Origin of the sequence: Polynucleobacter sp. MWH-Berg-3C6 (genome assembly GCF_018881855.1) — a bacterium.
Lineage (GTDB): Bacteria > Pseudomonadota > Gammaproteobacteria > Burkholderiales > Burkholderiaceae > Polynucleobacter.
In genome coordinates this window covers 147,786-165,237 of sequence record NZ_JACVPN010000005.1, presented here as the reverse complement: position 1 = coordinate 165,237, position 17,452 = coordinate 147,786, and the positions used below count along the sequence as shown (strand labels likewise).

The following is a 17,452-nucleotide window of genomic DNA, read 5'->3' as shown; positions in this document are numbered from 1 at the left end:
GACATTATCATTAGCTTTTGCCATTTTTGCAGATTGGTAGTGCATGGGAAGCTTTAAAGAGAATGTAAAAGAAACCTTTCTAGGCCTTTCTGAGAGCGCTCAGGAGAGGTGGATCGATTTCACCCAATTTTTGCAAGAAACTTGGCCAGTTTTAGTTTTGCTCTTAGCGCTTATAGTGGGTATTGGCATCTATGCAGATCCACCGCCGCCACGACACGTGATGATAGCAACGGGAACCACTGGTGGCTCTAGTGAGATATTGGGTAAACGCTATGCAGAGTTTTTTGCCAAGAAAGGGATCACTCTCGAGCTCGTTCCCACAAACGGAGCGCAGGAAAACATTAACCGCTTATCAGATCGTAAAGATCCTTTACAGGCAGCATTTGTCCAGGCTGGAGTTGTTCATACTAAGGATGTGACAGGCATACATTCTTTAGGCGTGATTGCTTATGATCCGATTTGGTTTTTCTATCGCGGACCCGAGCTTAATCCAAAAGATTTTCAGGGCATAGATGGAAGGTTTAAGTACTTCCTCGGTAAAAAAATCTCTATTGGTAATGAGGGAAGTGGTACGCATGCTCATGCCATGAAGCTTTTGAAGGTCTCGGGATATGAACCTGGGCCAAACTTCGTCAACCTACCAAACGATCAAGCAGTAATAGCATTGAAACAGGGTGAGATCGACGGCGTTTTTATTGTCGATACGCATTACTCATCTAATGTTCAGGCGCTTTTAAATGATCCACAAGTAAAACTGGGAACCTTCGGGAGGGCTGAGGCATATACCAAGCTTATCCCATATCTCAGCATTCTTGAGGTGCCTGAAGGCGCATTTGATTTAAAGCGCAACTTCCCCAATACCGATCTTAAGCTCCTTGCAACCACCACCAATCTTTTGATTGATGATCGCATGCACCCTGCAATTCAATTTTTGTTTCTTCAGGCTGCCAGTGAAATTAATGGCAAAGCAACTTTCTTTGCCAAACGCGGAGAGTTCCCGTCGTTTAAAAATACGATGCTTCCCGAAAGCCCTGTGGCTATTCACTATGAGAATAATAACTATCCATTCTTAGTAACTATGCTGTCGTACTTGCCATTTTGGCTCGCAGAGTTAGTAAATCACATTGTATTTATCGTTCTACCATTTTTAATTATTTCCTATCCCCTATTGCAAGCTTTGCCAGGTTTTAGAACCCGGCGCATGCAGAATAAGATTAACCGTATATATTCTGACTTGAAGAGCTTTGAGCAGGAGCTTCTAATTAACTTTGATCTTGGTAAGCTGAATGAATATCTGAGAAAGTTAGACCTCTTGGAGTATCGAGCTCTCAATATCAAGGTATCTAAGCGCCTAGCCGGTGAGTACTACTCTTTGCGTACCAGTATTGACTATGTGCGCAACTGCCTCAACCGAGGGGTTCAGCCATACCAAATTGATGAGACATCTGTTGCCCTTGCCGGGCAGGTGCTCACCAAAATGGATCAGCCTGGGTGATTATTCGTTCTCGCCCGATTTGCTAGGGTATTTAAACGAGGCATAACGTACTACGGCATTCGCTAGGGCTAGTACGAGAATTGTGATGCCCATGTAGAGAATGGGAAGATCAGCTTCATGCTTGGTATTGACTAAATCAATAATGAGGCGTGTCACAGCAGTGATTGCCACGTAGATCAAAAACCGCACAGGCATATGATTGGTTTTAAAATATATGCCGACCATTGCACCAATCTCGAGGTAGATAAATAGTAAGAGCAGGTCTTCAATAGAAGCAGATCCCTTACTCATCATTCCCATAAAGGCGACAGCAGCTGACCAAACTGTTGCCGCACCAATGCCAAACAAGGCAATGCGATGGAATAGGGAAACAAATAGATTGCCAAGTGGTACCGTCCACTTTTCAACCGTGGCCTCTAGTTTGGAAGCATCTTTTGGCGAGTTTGGGTTCATGCGATTCTCCAGTTTCTAAATGTATTTTTGCCAGTATATTTGTCAATTGGCTTTGGAGGAATAAAAAAGAGGCCCAAAGGCCCCTTTTTTAGTAGGTGTTGGCTTTGATCAACCCAAGCTATCGGCCCAAATGTTGTGAGCCCAGCCCCAGGCATACACACCCTCAAGGGTAGATGGTGCTGGGGACAGTCCTCCTGAGCCGGGAACGGTCTTGAAGGTCTTCTCGGCAGCGTTGTACTGATGCACGCTGGCAACGTGTACAACTTCACGGTCATTTACAAAGCTGTAGCAAGTATTCGTCAGGACAGGTGCTGGATTGATTTCCCAGCCACTGAGTTCAGCAACAATTGCTGCAGCAGCCACTTTGGCGTGTTGATTAGCCATGTGACCAGACTTGGGCATTGCTGGTGCAATTTGAATGGAGTCGCCTAAGACGTGTATATCTTTTTGCGCAGTAGATTCAAAGTTCAGGAAGTTGACATTGACCCAACGACCATTTGAATTCGCGAGGCCTGTTTTGACAGCGATCTCACCAGCGCTCATAGCAGGTAATAAATTCAATACATCCGCCTTGATGTCGTCTTGAACTTCAAGTTTGATGGTCTTGGTTTTCGCATCAACAGCAGTGACATTGTGTTTTGGCAAATACTCAATCATGCCGGTGTATTGCTCAGCCCAAACTTTCTTGAAGAGGCCGCCCTTAGACGTCACATCTTGGTTGGCATCTAATATCAACACCTTCGATTTAGGTTTATTTTTCTTGAGGTAGTTCGCTACCTGGCAAGCACGCTCATACGGGCCAGGAGGGCAGCGATAGGGAGCCTCTGGAATGCTAATAGCAAATGTGCCACCATCACGCATCGCAGCCAACTGATTATGAAGTGCAACAGTTTCAGGGCCGGCCTTCCATGCTTGCAGAGTAACCCCATCTTTATTCGCTTGCGCCAATCCTTCAATGGTATTGGTCATCAAGGTGATGCCAGGAGAAACAATGGCTTTGTCGTAGCGCAAGGTTTTGCCTGAAGCCAGTTTGACAGTCTTTTTGTCTGGGTCAATGCTGCTAACGCTATCTTGAATAATCTTGATGCCATGACGCTTGCTCAGATTATCGTAGGGGGAGGTGAGTTCTGCGAGGGTGCGCGAGCCACCTACTACTAAGTTCGAGAGCGGGCATGAGATAAAAGAAGCGTTAGGCTCAATGAGTGTTACCTTGGCAGTGTTATTTGAAAACAGGCGTAAGTATTTAGCAGCAGTTGCGCCGCCGTAACCACCACCAATAACTAAAATTTCTGCCTTCTGTAAATTAGCATGGGCTGTGCCAGAGAAGCCTGCAAGTAAACCTAGCGCTGCTGCGCTCTGACCAATAAAGTGTCGACGATCCATGATGGCTTCCTTATTATTTCTTGCCAAGCTGTTTGGCGATGGTTTCAAGTTGCTCGTCAGAGTAGCCTTTGGCTAACTGCGGCATGATGGTTCCTTCTCGAGCTCCAGATTTAAATGCTTTCAATTGAGTCAGCATTTGCTCGCTAGTCAAGGTATTAATGAGGGGCATTCCGCCATCAACCACACCTTTGCCATCGGTACCATGACAGTTGGCGCAAGTAGCAGCTAAGCCACGCTTATGTAGATTGGTAGCATTTGCGTTTTGCGCAAGGGCAGAAGCGCTCCATTGGCTAAAGCCGATATAGAGCGCAGCTAGGATTGCGGGTTTGAGATACTTTGCTCGCATGGGGTCCATCTCCATTTGGTTTATTTCTGAATAATGTATTACTTTTTTACTTCACAGCATCTTAAACAAGAAGTCCCAAAAAAGTCAGATTTCCCTCAGATTCATTTTTCATAAGCTCATGTGAAAAAGTAGAGCAAGTCCATTTTCTCCGACATTCTTGCAAGCCCTATAAACTATAGGAATGCGAGGTTCATTTTCTTACCGTTCCGCCGTCTTAATCCTACTTTTAGGTGTATTTACCTATCTTTATGGCTTAGATAGTCGATTTGCCCCTAAAAACGGTGATGAATATCCCTATATGCATATTGTGCGGATGACGGCCGATGCTGGAAATTGGCTCCCTTTGCAGTCTGAGATGGACGGCATTAAAAATACCAAGCCACCCCTAATTTTTTGGCAAGGTATAGCCAGTACTTATTGGGCAAGCGAATGGTCTTTGCTGAACTTGCGTTGGCCCAGCGTTCTCTACACGGGATTAACTGCTTTTTTCTTATTTTTAGCAGTACTTCGATTTAGTGGCAAAACCCAAACCGGTTTATTGGCGGCTTTAGTTTGGCTTTCTTTCTTTGCAAGCTATCGGTATGGCCGCCCATTTTTAGCTGATCCACCAGAGGTCTTTTGGATTAGCTTGCCATTTATGGCACTTCTATATTGGGGTAAGTCTGCCTTTGAATCCAAGTTCTTTTTTCCAATATCGGCTGGCATCTGTTTTGGGCTCGCACTCTTTGCTAAATCGTTTGCTTACATTGCTCCAGCGACATTCGCTCTAGGCCTCTACTACTGGCGCTGGCGGGAGTGGAGTATTCCAAAAACACTAATTCAGGATCTCTATAAGATCTTGATCGCTGGGGTTTTGGCTTTAGCTGTCTTTGCTTTGTGGTTCCTTGTGGATCCAAACCCAGATGCTGTTTGGAAAGAATTTGTACTCGGTGAGAATGCAGGAAAGTTTGCTGCCCGGAACTCGAATTATTTTCTAGATCTACTGCGTGGTGGCGACAGTATTTGGCTTTTACTCTTAACTACACTAGCCAATGCAGGCCTATTTACGTTTGTATTGATTTCTACTTTATGGCAATGCTGGCGTGGTCGTCGCTTCCTGAATCTGGAAGAAGTGCTGCTATTACTCTTGATACTTGCGTTTCTGATTGTGTTTGCTTTGCCTAGCCAGCGTTCTGGCCGCTATTTATTGCCAGTGATGCCCGCATTTGCTGCCTTGATTGCGCTGCATTGGGAGCGCTTGCCTTTATGGGGCTTTCGAATTGCCTTAATTCTTCAGGGAATCGTTCTCGCGCTGCTTTTATGGATAGGAGCTAATCTACAGTTCTCTGGTTTTATGGGAACAGCCGGCGCATGGATTTATGCCTACTGCCATTGGATCTTGATGGCTGTTAGCTTCATCGCTGTACTGATGGGCTTAATCAGATCCAATCATGCGAAGACACTGGCATTGGCAGGATGTTTTCTGACCTACTGCGCACTCACCAGCAGTCTTTCCCCTTTAGAGGGCAAGCTAGGTCGTTATTCAGTTGAAACGATTACGCAAGTTCAAGGTAAGGATGTTTGGATACCGTGCGACTATCGTGCCAAAGATGAGGAGTACCGATTGTTGTTGCCTGGAGCCAGGCTCCATGGCTATTTGGCTAAAGATGCTGCTGAAGTAAGCAAACTAACAAGTTCATATCCTATCGTGGCAGTCCATACACCATTGGGAGCTAAGCCAGAGCTATGCGACTCTTGTCAGATTGTTGGACAGAGAATGGAGATGCGTGCACGCCACTCTGATGAAGAAATCAGGCAGATGTTACAAGGCCAGATTGGAAAGTATCTTTTTGTAAATGAGTATCTCGTTGTAACACCCGTGATCGCCCCCGATCTTTCTAATGTTAAGGATGTTTGTAGATGAGTCGTGTTATTGCCCTCTGTTTTTTATTGCTGGCTGCAGTACTCGGCTTCTTGCATATTGATAGTCGTCCAGCGTGGGCGCCATTTGCAACACAGATAGCTACTCCAGTGGAAGAGGAGTTAGAGGTAGTCCCAACCCCAAAATCTAAAAACCACAATACTCCAAGTAAGGCAATCATTGCGAGCCCTATTAGTGCGTGGTTGCCAGAAACGGGCGCTCCATCAGTGCATGCTGCATCTCTGATTGCGTTAAATGATGGCGCGATTCGGGCTTTTTGGTTTGCGGGAAGCCGCGAAGGTGCTGCGGACGTTGTGATTAATAGCGCTGTCTTCGACCCTAAGTCATCCAGTTGGAGTGCGCCAACAGTTGTGATGGATCGGGTAAGTGCTGAAAAAGGGTTAGCACGCTACATCGCTAAATTGGGTAATCCGGTTCCCGCCAGAATGGCAGATGGCCGCTTGCAATTATTCTTTGTCACGGTCTCGATTGGCGGTTGGGCCGGCAGCTCTATCTCTAGTGTTATTTCGGATGATGAAGGTTTGACTTGGAGCAATCCGCAACGCCTGGTTAGTTCGCCTCTGATTAACATCAGTACTTTAGTGAAGTCTCCGGCGGTAACCTTCGCTGACGGTCGTCTTGGTCTGCCCGCCTACCACGAATGGATTGGGCGTTATGGTGAGTTTTTAAGAGTCGACGCAGGACAGGTGATTGATAAGCGTCGCATGAGTTCTGGGCGAAGCGCTATTCAGCCGCTGATGTTTGTAAACGATGCTAAAGATGCGACTGCGTACTTCCGGCAGGCAAGAAGTGCAGGACTCCCAAAACAAGTGATTGCTAGTCATACTCAAAATGCAGGCCAATCATGGCAATCAACTGCAGATTTGCCAATCGCTAACCCCAATTCTGCAGTTGCGGGACTTCAGCTCAATAGCGGTGCTCGTATTTTGGTACTCAATAATATTGAAGCAGGCCGATATCGCTTGGTGTTGTTGATGGCCGAAGCGAAATCAGACCAGTGGCAGGTAGTTGATGTAATAGAAAATGATGAAGCATTACCAGACGGTCAGCGTAAAGAGTTTTCTTATCCCTACCTGATTAGCGTTGATGGCAATGATGCCCATTTGGTTTATACCTGGGATCGCAAGAAGATTCGTCATCGATATTTTTCTGGCGCTTGGTTAAAGCGTACTCAGAGTCAGCTCCCTAACGCGCAAACCGATACCGCTTCGCAGGAGGCCAAATAATGAACCACTTGATGCAAATCTTTGCTCTGATTGAGATGTCCATCACTTGTGCAGCTGTGATTATTTTGCTGTTACAAAAAACATCCTCGCAAGAATTTCCGCTCATTGCCAAAGTATTGTTAATACTCTTGATTGGCAATCTCTTTTTCTGGCCATTGGGCTTAGGTATGGAGCTGCCTCTTGCTGCCTATGTACGTGGTGTTGTAGGTGATCTGAGTGTTGTCACAATGCTCTTACTATGGGCTTCATTGCTATTGACCGGTAAGCCAGCTCCCTTGGCGTTTAAGTTTGCTATCGCACTCATAGCAATTTGTTTTTATCCACTCGCCTTAGGTCTAGGCATGATAGATCCTTACGCGTGGGGCTATGGCTCGATTGCATTCTTTATCGCAGTCTTGTTCTTTGCCCTAGTGTGTGGACTTGCAAATTGGAGTAAGGGCGTGTGGATTATTGCTATCGCGATTCTGGCTTGGGCAGCGCACTGGCATGAGTCAACCAATCTTTGGGATTACTTATTGGATCCATTCCTGGCAATTTGGGCTTTGGCTGGATTTATCGTGGCGCTTTACAGAAGGCGTAGAGATAAGGCACGTTCCGGCTATTTATTTAGGCCGGGTTAATAATATTCAAAAAAATATGGGTAAACGATAGCGAATCTACTAAGCTATTTGTATAGATCACTGCTGAGGCAAACATGAGACAGGTAAGTCAAATAAGTATTTCCGCATGGAATAAAAAGGGTGGATTGCATGCGCTAGTGATGATCGCTTGCGGATCTCTCCTGAATGGCTGTGTCATGAATCCTGACCCTTATCAGCAAAGTGGATATTACATACAGGATCCGAGTTATAACGCAGCCCCACAAACGATTTCGTCAGCACAATTGCAGTCATTGGTTTCTCCAATAGCACTTTATCCAGACTCCTTGCTCTCGCTCATGTTGCTAGCCTCGACTTATCCGTTAGAAGTTGCAGAAGCTTATAACTGGCGGAACAGTAATGCCTCCCTGAAGGGTGACGCATTACAAAATGCACTGAAGGCGCAATCATGGAACGATAGCGTGAAGTCTCTCATATCGTTTCCACAAGCATTCAATATGTTAGGTAGCAAATTGCAGTGGACTCAAAATCTTGGCAATGCTTATAAACTTCAGGCCGCTGACACTATGCAGGCAGTACAAGTCTTAAGAAAAAAGGCTATGAATGCTGGTACTCTAAAGTCTAATAAGGAAATTACTGTCACTACAGATACAAGCGGCAATATCTTGATTGCCCCAGCCAATACCAAGGTGGTCTATATCCCCAGCTACAACCCTACGGTAGTTTATGGACCATGGCCATACCCTGATTACCCGCCGTATCCCGCTTATGACCCCGCTTGGGGAATGATGGCCTTTGGTTTAGGTTTTGCAATTGGCGATGATTTTTGGACTTATCCCAATTGGTCTAATGGCACGATTAATTCTACGACCATCAATGCATCTGGACGCACACCTTCTCGAGCTATTATTGGTCCCGCTAGCATTGCCAACCAGCAGCGTTTACTGAATGACTGGAAAAATAATGCCACTCCACAGGAGAGGCAGGCTGCTCGCACAGATGCTCAACGTGCCAATAACGCCTTTCAAAAAGATGCTAGCCCTCAAGAGAGAGATCAAGTGTCGCGCCTAAACCAAGAGGCACGTAATGATGCCCAAATGGATAGAGCTAATCCAAATGTTTATCGTGAAGCTGCCCAAGAGAACGCTATGCGAGATCAAGCCCGCTTTGATGCAGGGCAAGATCGCTCACGTGGTTTTGGGGGGCAAGAGAGTTCCCGCGGATTTGGCGGGGGAGGTGGTCGTTACGGCGGCTTTGGCGGTGGCCACATGGGTGGATTTAGACGTTAACTTTTCAAGAGAATAGAACCATGAAAATATTGCCAGCTTTACTCGCGCTGATTACATCCATTATTTGCTTTAGTCATAGTGCATATGCGCAAAAGGATCTCCCGGCAAATGATGCGAGCACTGCCGCATTTGTGGAGCTCTGTAAAAATCCAAATGATGAGCAAGGTCGCATTTTTTGTTTTGGCTTTGGCGAAGGTGTATACCAATCCTATTTAGTAAATCGCAGCTCAAATGCAAAGCGATCTATTTGCTTTTCAAACAAAAGCGAAACTCGCAACGAAATCTTGCAAAAATTTCTGGCATGGAATGTGGCAAACCCTCAATTCAACCAAGAGAGCGCTGCTCAAACCTTGATGCGATTCTTTATGCAGAATTATCCCTGCAAATAAGTGGTCAGAAAGTGCTAAGTAGACAATAAAAAACCAGCCGGAGCTGGTTTTTTATTTGACACAGATCTAAATCAATAAAGCTTAGTCTGGGATATTCGCTTTACGAATGACTGGACCCCAAACGTTGATTTCAGCATCCAAATGATCTTTTAATCCTTTGGCAGAAACCTTGCTCGCTGGAACGATGTCAATGTTGGCATCCTCTAAACGCTTCTTCACGTCAGGACTATTGAGTGCCTTCTTCAGAGCGGCATTGAGCTTATCCAAGATAGGCTGTGGAACACCTTTTGGCGTGTAGACACCATGCCAAACTTTCACTTCAAAACCTTTGAGTCCTTGCTCATTCAAAGTTGGCACATTCGGAATCGCTGGCAAGCGTTTTAAAGTAGTCGTACCAAAAGCCTTGACGCGACCATCCTTGATATAAGGAATGGTTTGAGTGGTTTGATCGCAAAGCAGATCAACTTGACCGCCTAATAAGTCGGTGAGGGCAGGGCCAGTTCCTTTGTAAGGAATATTAGTGAGCTTTACACCCATGCGGCTTTGGAAGAGCAGGCCGCAAAGTTGTGACACAGCACCTGGACCAGCATTCGCCATTGTGACTTTTGATCCATTGGCTTTGATATAGGCCTCTAATTCTTTAAAGTTGTTTGCTGGTAAATCTTTCTTACCTAAGAGCACCATTGGAACGTCAGCTACTTGGCCAACATATTCAAAGCTAGTCATTGGATCGTATGGGAGCTTGTCATACAAAGCATTCGCAGTAGCCATGCCCATGTGGTGAATGTAAATGGTGTATCCGTCTGGGGCTGCACGAGCTACCTTAGTAGAGGCAATAGTGCCGCCTGCGCCTGGAACGTTCTCTACCACTACTGTTTGACCTAATGCTTGACCCATTGGTACTGCAATGAGGCGTGCGATAGAGTCTGTCGGTCCACCAGCGGCAAATGGCACGATTAGATTAATTGACTTGGTTGGCCAGTCTTTTTGCGCAAGAGCATTGCCGCTCAAAAGTGCGCCAGCAGTTAGTGCTGCAGTAATTCCTGAAAATACAAAATTCTTGATCTTCAATTTGGTCTCCATCATGTTGTTATGCAGGCTAATTCTGCCAGTTTTTTAGCTTTTTGGGCAGGGTTGTTACCTAGTGTTTACCAGCAATCGCAATCGTTCTTTGCGCTAGCAACACTACTGGGCGATCAATCATGCGTCCATCGAGCTTGACCGCACCGCCTTTTGAGGCTGCATCGGCCTCTATTACCCGCTTTGCCCAGGCAAGCTCTGCCTCTGAGGGCATAAAGGCAGCCTTCACAATACCCACTTGCTTTGGATGGATACAGAGTTTTCCACCAAAGCCCATCCGCTTAGCACGCTCAGCATCATCTTGAATTCGGACTACATCATCTGTGGATGGCGTAACCCCATCAATAGGAGGGGCAATCTGAGCTACTCGTGATGCCAAGACGATTTGATAGCGCGCAGTTTGTAATTCAGTTTCTTGTGGATCACACACCATGCCAAGGTCTGCTTGTAAATCTAGATTACCTAACGCAAGACGAATCACTTGATTGGAGTTCGCTATTTCGCGAAGATGATCTAAACCAATGGCGGTTTCAATCATGGGAATCAGAGCAGTATTTGGTAAAACCAGTGCAGCACCATTCATCTCATCAACAGACTCACTCTTTGGAATCAATAAACAAGCAACATCAAGCTCTTGCGCCAAAATTAAATCAGCGGAGTAAAACTTGCTGCCTGGAGAATTGCTGCGAATCACTAAACACTTTTTTTGTTCAGCAGTAAAGCTAGGCCAAGCTGCCCGAATCGCATTACGAGCCATGTCTTTATCTTCCGCTGCAACAGCATCTTCCAAATCAATGATGACTCCACCAGCACCGCTATCTAGTGCTTTTGCAAAACGCTCGGGGCGAGTGCCAGGTACAAATAAAAAGTTACTGCAAAAACCGAGAGGTGTATCAAGTGGGTTCATAGGGGGTGTAGTGGATTAATTACTAGGAAGTAGAGTGCCTATCTTGGCCTGTTTGCGGATATTCCACAAGAAATCAATTGCTTTACTCATCTCTGCAGGGCTTGCACCTTTGCTAAAAGCAGCAAGGCGCATTGCCTTGTCGGTAATCTCAGCACGACTTAAGGTATTTCCAGGGTCGCCTTTGGGCTCATCAACACGCCCATCCAAAATTTGTCCGTTATTGAGATGCACTTTGACTTTACCAATCCAGCGCTGTGGGTAGGCGCCATCGACTTCAGGATCCAGAGTCATGGTCACGCGATCACGGAATAAGCAGATGGCATCATCCTTAAAGTGCTCATCAAATTCTTGAAGGCCGGCAAATTGATAGTGGGCAACCAGTGCAAGAACAGTGCCCATCGAAAATTTGGATTGATGCACAGTGGCAGGATTTGTTACAGGGCCCAACACATCAATCGCACCTTGATGCACTAAGGTTTCTACTTTGGCAATATCACTAGGTTTGAGTTTGTTAGCTAACATCACTTGCAATAGCGCATCTGCAGCTGGGTGGGTGTGGCGACAGGAAGCATGAAACTTAAAACTGGTTTCTGCTAAAGCCCAACGAGTGCCCAATCGATCAACCAGTTTGCTTGGAGCTGCATCACTGGACATGCCAGCGGCTAAACCTTGCTTGCCTTCAAGAATATGCTCAGCGCCAGTAAACCCTGCTTGGGCAATGTATGCTGACATTAGGCCGGTTGCCGCAGCATGGGCTGTATGCAATTGTTTGGAGTCCGCGGCATCGCGCAAAAATTCCCAAAGTCCGGCAGATTGCGTGCCAGCCGAACCAAAGGCATGCAACATTTGTGCGGGTGACAGTTTTAACAGTCGACCAACAGCGGCTGCAGCGGCAATCGTGCCTGCAGTACCGGTGGTATGGAAAACTTTGTAATGGGAACGACCCAAAAATTCACCAACCCGAATACCAACTTCGTATCCCGCTACTGATGCCACTAAAAGTTCTTCGCCAGAGGCGCCGATTGCTTGTGCACAAGCTAAAGCAGGTGGAAATGCTACGGTGGCTGGATGAAATACGGAACCGTTATGCACATCATCTTGCTCAGCCACATGAGAGGCGGCTGCATTAGCCATTGCTGCTAAAAAGGGGCTCGAAGTTTTACGGGAGATTAGAATTTCTGAGGGGCCAGAATGGGTGCTATCAAAACCACCCATGGTTTGCGCAAATTGGGTAATGGTTTCAACAGGACGCGAGCCTTTGCCAGCGATTGCAGAGCCAAACCAATCTACCAACAAATCTTCGGCACGGCTCATCACGTCGCTTGGAATGTCGCTCGCCTTTAAATTGGCAGCAAAGCTAGCAAGTTCAAGCGATAAGTGTTCTGTGCTCATAAAAATATCCTTTTAGTTGGGGCTAGTGCATTAAGCCAAAACAGCGGTAGCTTGCATGGTGAGCCAGCCTTCATGATCTTGTGCCCAAATCGCAATTGTTTTACCGCTTGGATCTTTTTCTAAATCCGGTTTAGCAGACACTTTAAAGATATTGATGTCAAAGGTTGGGCGAATTGCACGGAACTCAAAACTCTTGAGCTTGCAACCAGGAATACTTTGACGAACTAAATCTACTAGCAGGGTGGCAATCAAAGGACCATGCACAATCAATCCTGGATAACCTTCTACCTCAGTAACGTATTTGCGATCGTAGTGAATGCGGTGGCCGTTAAAAGTGAGTGCAGAGTAGCGAAAGAGCAGGACATCATCAGGTGTAATCGTTTTTGTCCACTTCGCATCGGTTGGGGCAGGAGTAGGAGCAACTGGTTTGTCATCCGGTCCTGGCGCATCACGATAGACAATGTCATGCTCTTCAATAATCGCAAGACCATTTTGATTGGAGATCTCATGTTTAACCAATACAAAAATCAAATCGCCAGTGCGACCTGCTTTATGCGTAACAGATTCAATTTTCGAAACGCGTTCAATCTCATCGCCAACGGATAGCGGTGCCAGCCATTGAATACGACTACCTGCCCACATACGACGCGGCAGAGGAACAGGCGGAAGAAATCCACCACGCTTAGGGTGACCATCAGGACCAATTTCAGATTGAGGTGCATGGGGTAAAAAATAGAGCCAGTGCCAGAGTTCAGGAAGGAAAGTGCCTTTGCTGGGCGCTGGATCATCGCGATTTAAGGTTGCCGATAAGGCGCGGATGGGGGCAGCCGTAACGGCATCCTGAAAAGACTCGGTTTTACCAAGCCATTCTTGTAAGTGGGTGATGGTTTGAGGTTCGATTCGCATAACTTCCATTATGCCAACCTTGGGGAAAAGCTTAGCCCATTAAGACCGCTGCCAGATAGGCAAGAAGTCCAGCAAATGCAGACCCTCCCAGCACCGTAATTACCCCTTTTTGGTATTTAAAGAGTGCCAAGCCAGCCAATATGCAGATTACGATTGAAATCCAAGAGACTGAAGATCCTAAGCCGCTTGGTAAAAACACGTGATAGGCAAAGAAGAGTCCTAAATTGGCGATGACGCCAACGACTGCAGCAGTGATCGCTGTGAGGGGTGCAGTAAACCCAAGCTTGCCATGAGTAGATTCAATGAGTGGCCCACCCACCAGGATAAAAAAGAAGGATGGCAAAAAAGTAAACCAAGTGGCAACGCAAGCGCCAAGTACGCCAAACCAAAATGGACTGCTATTACCAATCAAATGTTGGATATGGCCCGCTAAGTACCCAACAAAGGCAACCACCATGATGAGTGGTCCAGGCGTAGTTTCTCCAAGCGCTAAACCATCAATCATTTGATTGGCGCTGAGCCAATGAAAATGATCTACGGCACCTTGATAGACATAAGGCAGTACAGCATAAGCTCCACCAAAAGTCAGGAGGGCGGCCTTAGTAAAGAACCAAGCAATTTGAGGATAGAGTGTTTTCCAACCAAAGATTGCAATCAATCCTGCAATTGGCAATAGCCAAAAGCTCAATGCAATCGCACTATGTTTAATCGTCTTCTGAAGATTAAATTGAGCATGTATAGGAGTGGGACTATTGTCATCAATGATGGCGCTACCGTAATTGCTCGCTTTGGAATTGCCGTGTGAACCTGTTTGCTGAAAATATTCGGGATAGCGCTTGCCTCCCCAGTAACCAATTGCTGCGGCAATTAAGACAATTATCGGAAAGGCTAAATTTAAAATGAAGATGGCTAAAAAAGAAGCTAGCGCAATCCACTTTAATGCTTGGTTGTGAAGGGTGCGTTTACCAATGCGTACAGCGGCATGCAAAACAATGGCAACTACTGCAGGCTTAATGCCAAAGAAGATTGCGGCGATCCAAGGCACTTGTCCGAAAGTAATGTAAATCCACGATAGCGCAATCAAAATAAACAGTGACGGCAAGACAAAGAGGGCGCCCGCCAGAACGCCACCCCAGCTACGATGCATCAGCCAGCCGATATAGGTAACTAGCTGTTGGGCTTCGGGTCCAGGCAGGAGCATGCAATAGTTGAGCGCATGTAAAAAGCGCCGCTCAGAAATCCAGCGACGCTTCTCAACTAACTCTTGGTGCAGGACAGCGATTTGTCCCGCTGGCCCACCAAAACTAATAAAGCCGAGTTTGGCCCAAAACTTCAGGGCCTCACTGAGTGGAACGCTCAAGCGTCTTCCATTCCGCCAATGACTTGGCTAAAGCCGTTATCGACGTAAATGATTTCAGCGGTAATGCCGTTGGCTAAATCGGATAACAAGAACGCAGCAGTATTACCAACGTCATCAATCGTCACGTTGCGGCGCAGAGGAGCAGTTTGCTCTACAGCTTCTAAAATTTTGCCAAAGCCTTTGATGCCAGAAGCGGCTAAAGTTTTAATCGGGCCAGCAGAGATGCCGTTCGCACGAATACCTTTAGGGCCAACTGATCCAGCGAGGTAGCGCACAGATGCTTCCAGGGAAGCTTTTGCCAAACCCATGGTGTTGTAGTTTGGAACATTCTTCATTGAGCCTAAATAAGTCAATGTGAGTAATGAGGATTTATCACGCAACATCGGCAATGCTTCTTTTGCCATTGCTGGAAAACTATATGCAGAGATATCGTGTGCAATTTTGAAGCCCTCACGAGAGAGGCCTTCTAAGAAGTCGCCAGCAATCGCTTCTCTTGGGGCAAAACCAATCGCATGAACAAAGCCATCAAATTGAGGCCAAGATTTGGCTAAATCCTTAAAGAGGGCTGAAATTTGCTCGTCGCTACCGACATCACAGTCAAAAATGAGTTCGGTATTGAATTCTTTTGCGAAATCGACAATCCGGTCCTTAAAGCGCTCACCTACGTAGGTAAAGGCCAATTCTGCGCCTTCACGGTGGCATGCCTTGGCGATACCATAGGCTATAGAGCGGTTAGAGAGAAGGCCGGTAATGAGGATTTTTTTGCCGGAGAGAAAGCCCATGTTGTGTCCTTTGCTTCAAATATGATTAGCTATCTACAATTGTTGCATATATGCCCACCCTAAACCCCATTCGCCAACTTGCCCATTTCTTGCTACTAGCCACGCTAGTAGGGCTTGGGGCCAATACAGCGCAGTCAGCCCAGGGAATTTCCCAGTACGGTAAACCGAAATATGCGGATGGATTTGCCCATTTTGATTATGTGAACCCGAATGCTCCCAGGGGCGGTACCCTGACTTTGCCTAATCCAGGCCAAAGAACGAGTTTTGATAAGTTCAATCCATTTACGCTCCGAGGTGTCACTGCTCCCGGTATTGATTTGATGTTTGAATCTTTGGCTGAAGGAAGTGCGGATGAGGTCTCTAGTATTTATGGTTTGCTTGCTGAAGATATCGCAGTTGCCCCAGACCATAAGTCGGTAACGTTTCGCATACGTCCAGAAGCCAAGTTTTCGGATGGCACCCCGGTATTAGCAGCTGATGTCAAACACAGTTTTGATGTTTTGATGAGTGGTAAAGCACATCCACGTTACAAAACTACCTTTGCAGATATTAAAGAAGCTGTTGTACTTTCTGATCGAGTAGTGCGTTTTGATTTCAAAAACAATAATGCTGAACTACCGATCTTGGCAGGAACGCTCCCAATCTTTTCTCGTAACTGGGGAAAGAAGCCTGACGGCACCATCGTTCCGTTTGAGAAGATTGCCTTTGAAGCCCCGGTTGGTAGCGGTCCCTACCTGATTGAGTCTTTTAAAGCTGGTAAGTCGATTGTCTACAAGCGTAACCCCCAATACTGGGCCGACCAATTAAGTAAGCCACTGAATGTGCGGGTAGGTTTTTATAACTTTGATCGTGTGCTCTACAAACTGTATAGCGATGATGCAGTTCGCCTCGAAGCATTTAAAGCGGGGGAGTTTGATGCGATTGTGGAGTACCGTGCCAAGATTTGGGCGAAGGGTTACGTAGGTTCTAAGTTTGATAATGGAACGCTTTTAAGAAAAGCCTTCATCAATCACAACGGTGCTGGTATGCAAGGTTTTGCCATGAATGTGCGCAAACCGATTTTTCAGGATCCGCGTGTTCGTCAAGCATTGGGTTTGGCTTTGGATTTCGAATGGCTCAATCGCCAAATATTTTTTGATCAATATGGCCGTATTAATAGCTACTTCACTAATAGTGATCTGAGTGCTAACTTTGATGGCCCACGCAAACCTACAGAAGCTGAGTTGAAACTACTGAGACCCCTTAAGGCTAAATATCCGCAATGGGTACCTGATGCAGTCTTTGGTCCTATGCCGCCGCCGCCTTCAACCAAGTCGCCGGATAGCCTACGTCAGAATCTCAAGAAAGCCCGCGAACTATTAATGCATGCGGGTTGGCAGTACCGTGATGGCGCGCTGCGAAATGAAAGGGGCGAGCCTTTCCGGATGGAGATGGTAGAAAACGGCGGATTCTTTCTGAGAGTGATTTCCGCTTACAGTCGTAACTTAGAAAAGTTAGGTATCAAGCTAGATATTCGTACGAGTGATTTTGCTTTGTATCAAAAGCGCATGGATGAATACGACTTTGACATGACGACAACGCGTTTTCCAGACTCACAAAATCCAGGTAATGAATTGTGGGATCGATTCGGTAGTCAGGCTGCTAAGGAAAAGGGCTCAGACAACATCATCGGCATCCGGTCTCCTGTTGTCGATGCTTTAGTGGAAGAAATTACTAAAGCTCAAAATCGAGAAGAGTTACGCGCTGCTTGTAGGGCACTGGATCGTGTTCTCTGGAATAGCTATTACGTTATTCCTCAGTGGTACAACCCAACCCATCGTGTAGCCTTCCGTAAAGAGATGCGTTATCCAGAGCCACCTTTGTACTACCAAGCTGAGCCTTGGATTATGCAAAACTGGTGGAAAGAAGAGGCTAAATAATGCAA

The 17,452-nt window shown here is 46.3% G+C and carries 16 protein-coding genes; 7 read left to right on the top strand and 9 right to left on the bottom strand.

Annotated features, from left to right (window positions below; translation table 11 throughout):
• Window positions 1–43 precede the first annotated feature (43 nt).
• Window positions 44–1,495 (top strand): TAXI family TRAP transporter solute-binding subunit, encoded by a 1,452-nt coding sequence (locus ICN13_RS08955; protein WP_216140010.1) that lies wholly within the window; start codon window positions 44–46, stop codon window positions 1,493–1,495.
• Here ICN13_RS08955 and ICN13_RS08950 read toward each other — a convergent pair whose 3' ends face one another.
• The 3 genes from ICN13_RS08950 to ICN13_RS08940 all read right to left on the bottom strand — a co-directional run bounded on the left by ICN13_RS08950 (window position 1,496) and on the right by ICN13_RS08940 (window position 3,677).
• Complete coding sequence (locus ICN13_RS08950; protein ID WP_216140009.1) at window positions 1,496–1,948, bottom strand: phosphate-starvation-inducible protein PsiE; 453 nt, start codon at window positions 1,946–1,948, stop codon at window positions 1,496–1,498.
• A 108-nt stretch (window positions 1,949–2,056) separates the two neighbouring features.
• On the bottom strand, window positions 2,057–3,331 hold the full coding sequence (locus tag ICN13_RS08945) for an NAD(P)/FAD-dependent oxidoreductase (protein ID WP_216140008.1): 1,275 nt from the start codon (window positions 3,329–3,331) through the stop codon (window positions 2,057–2,059).
• A gap of 13 nt (window positions 3,332–3,344) precedes the next feature.
• Window positions 3,345–3,677 carry a c-type cytochrome gene (locus ICN13_RS08940; RefSeq protein ID WP_216140007.1) on the bottom strand — a complete coding sequence of 111 codons (333 nt, stop codon included), beginning with the start codon at window positions 3,675–3,677 and terminating at the stop codon, window positions 3,345–3,347.
• 181 nt (window positions 3,678–3,858) lie between these two features.
• Between ICN13_RS08940 and ICN13_RS08935 the strand changes: the two genes are divergently transcribed.
• The 5 genes from ICN13_RS08935 (at window position 3,859) to ICN13_RS08915 (ending at window position 9,101) form a co-directional block, all read left to right on the top strand.
• Window positions 3,859–5,580: a glycosyltransferase family 39 protein gene (locus tag ICN13_RS08935; RefSeq protein WP_216140006.1), complete on the top strand. Its 1,722-nt coding sequence runs from the start codon at window positions 3,859–3,861 to the stop codon at window positions 5,578–5,580.
• Complete coding sequence (locus tag ICN13_RS08930) at window positions 5,577–6,824, top strand: exo-alpha-sialidase (RefSeq protein WP_216140005.1); 1,248 nt, start codon at window positions 5,577–5,579, stop codon at window positions 6,822–6,824. The genes ICN13_RS08935 and ICN13_RS08930 overlap by 4 nt, the downstream gene beginning before the upstream one ends.
• Window positions 6,824–7,444: a hypothetical protein gene (locus tag ICN13_RS08925; protein ID WP_216140004.1), complete on the top strand. Its 621-nt coding sequence runs from the start codon at window positions 6,824–6,826 to the stop codon at window positions 7,442–7,444. Before ICN13_RS08930 ends, ICN13_RS08925 begins: the two co-directional genes overlap by 1 nt.
• A gap of 74 nt (window positions 7,445–7,518) precedes the next feature.
• Window positions 7,519–8,712, top strand: coding sequence for a DUF3300 domain-containing protein (locus ICN13_RS08920; RefSeq protein ID WP_216140003.1), 1,194 nt, complete (start codon window positions 7,519–7,521; stop codon window positions 8,710–8,712).
• A gap of 20 nt (window positions 8,713–8,732) precedes the next feature.
• Complete coding sequence (locus tag ICN13_RS08915) at window positions 8,733–9,101, top strand: Rap1a/Tai family immunity protein (protein ID WP_216140002.1); 369 nt, start codon at window positions 8,733–8,735, stop codon at window positions 9,099–9,101.
• 81 nt (window positions 9,102–9,182) lie between these two features.
• Here ICN13_RS08915 and ICN13_RS08910 read toward each other — a convergent pair whose 3' ends face one another.
• From ICN13_RS08910 to fabI, 6 genes are read right to left on the bottom strand one after another with little or no spacing between them, the layout of a single operon-like run.
• Window positions 9,183–10,187, bottom strand: a complete 1,005-nt coding sequence (locus ICN13_RS08910; RefSeq protein ID WP_370622977.1) for a Bug family tripartite tricarboxylate transporter substrate binding protein — start codon at window positions 10,185–10,187, stop codon at window positions 9,183–9,185.
• Between the two features lie 55 nt (window positions 10,188–10,242).
• On the bottom strand, window positions 10,243–11,088 hold the full coding sequence (locus ICN13_RS08905; protein WP_216140001.1) for a CoA ester lyase: 846 nt from the start codon (window positions 11,086–11,088) through the stop codon (window positions 10,243–10,245).
• A gap of 15 nt (window positions 11,089–11,103) precedes the next feature.
• Complete coding sequence (locus ICN13_RS08900) at window positions 11,104–12,480, bottom strand: MmgE/PrpD family protein (RefSeq protein WP_216140000.1); 1,377 nt, start codon at window positions 12,478–12,480, stop codon at window positions 11,104–11,106.
• A 30-nt stretch (window positions 12,481–12,510) separates the two neighbouring features.
• Window positions 12,511–13,395: a MaoC family dehydratase N-terminal domain-containing protein gene (locus ICN13_RS08895; protein ID WP_216139999.1), complete on the bottom strand. Its 885-nt coding sequence runs from the start codon at window positions 13,393–13,395 to the stop codon at window positions 12,511–12,513.
• A gap of 22 nt (window positions 13,396–13,417) precedes the next feature.
• A complete protein-coding gene (chrA, locus tag ICN13_RS08890) occupies window positions 13,418–14,746 on the bottom strand; it encodes a chromate efflux transporter (RefSeq protein WP_216139998.1) in 1,329 nt (442 codons plus the stop codon).
• Window positions 14,743–15,528, bottom strand: coding sequence for an enoyl-ACP reductase FabI (fabI, locus tag ICN13_RS08885; RefSeq protein ID WP_215364785.1), 786 nt, complete (start codon window positions 15,526–15,528; stop codon window positions 14,743–14,745). Before fabI ends, chrA begins: the two co-directional genes overlap by 4 nt.
• Window positions 15,529–15,578: 50 nt before the next feature.
• Here fabI and ICN13_RS08880 point away from each other — a divergent pair, with 50 nt between their 5' ends.
• Complete coding sequence (locus ICN13_RS08880) at window positions 15,579–17,447, top strand: extracellular solute-binding protein (RefSeq protein ID WP_216139997.1); 1,869 nt, start codon at window positions 15,579–15,581, stop codon at window positions 17,445–17,447.
• The last annotated feature ends 5 nt before the right edge of the window (window positions 17,448–17,452 follow it).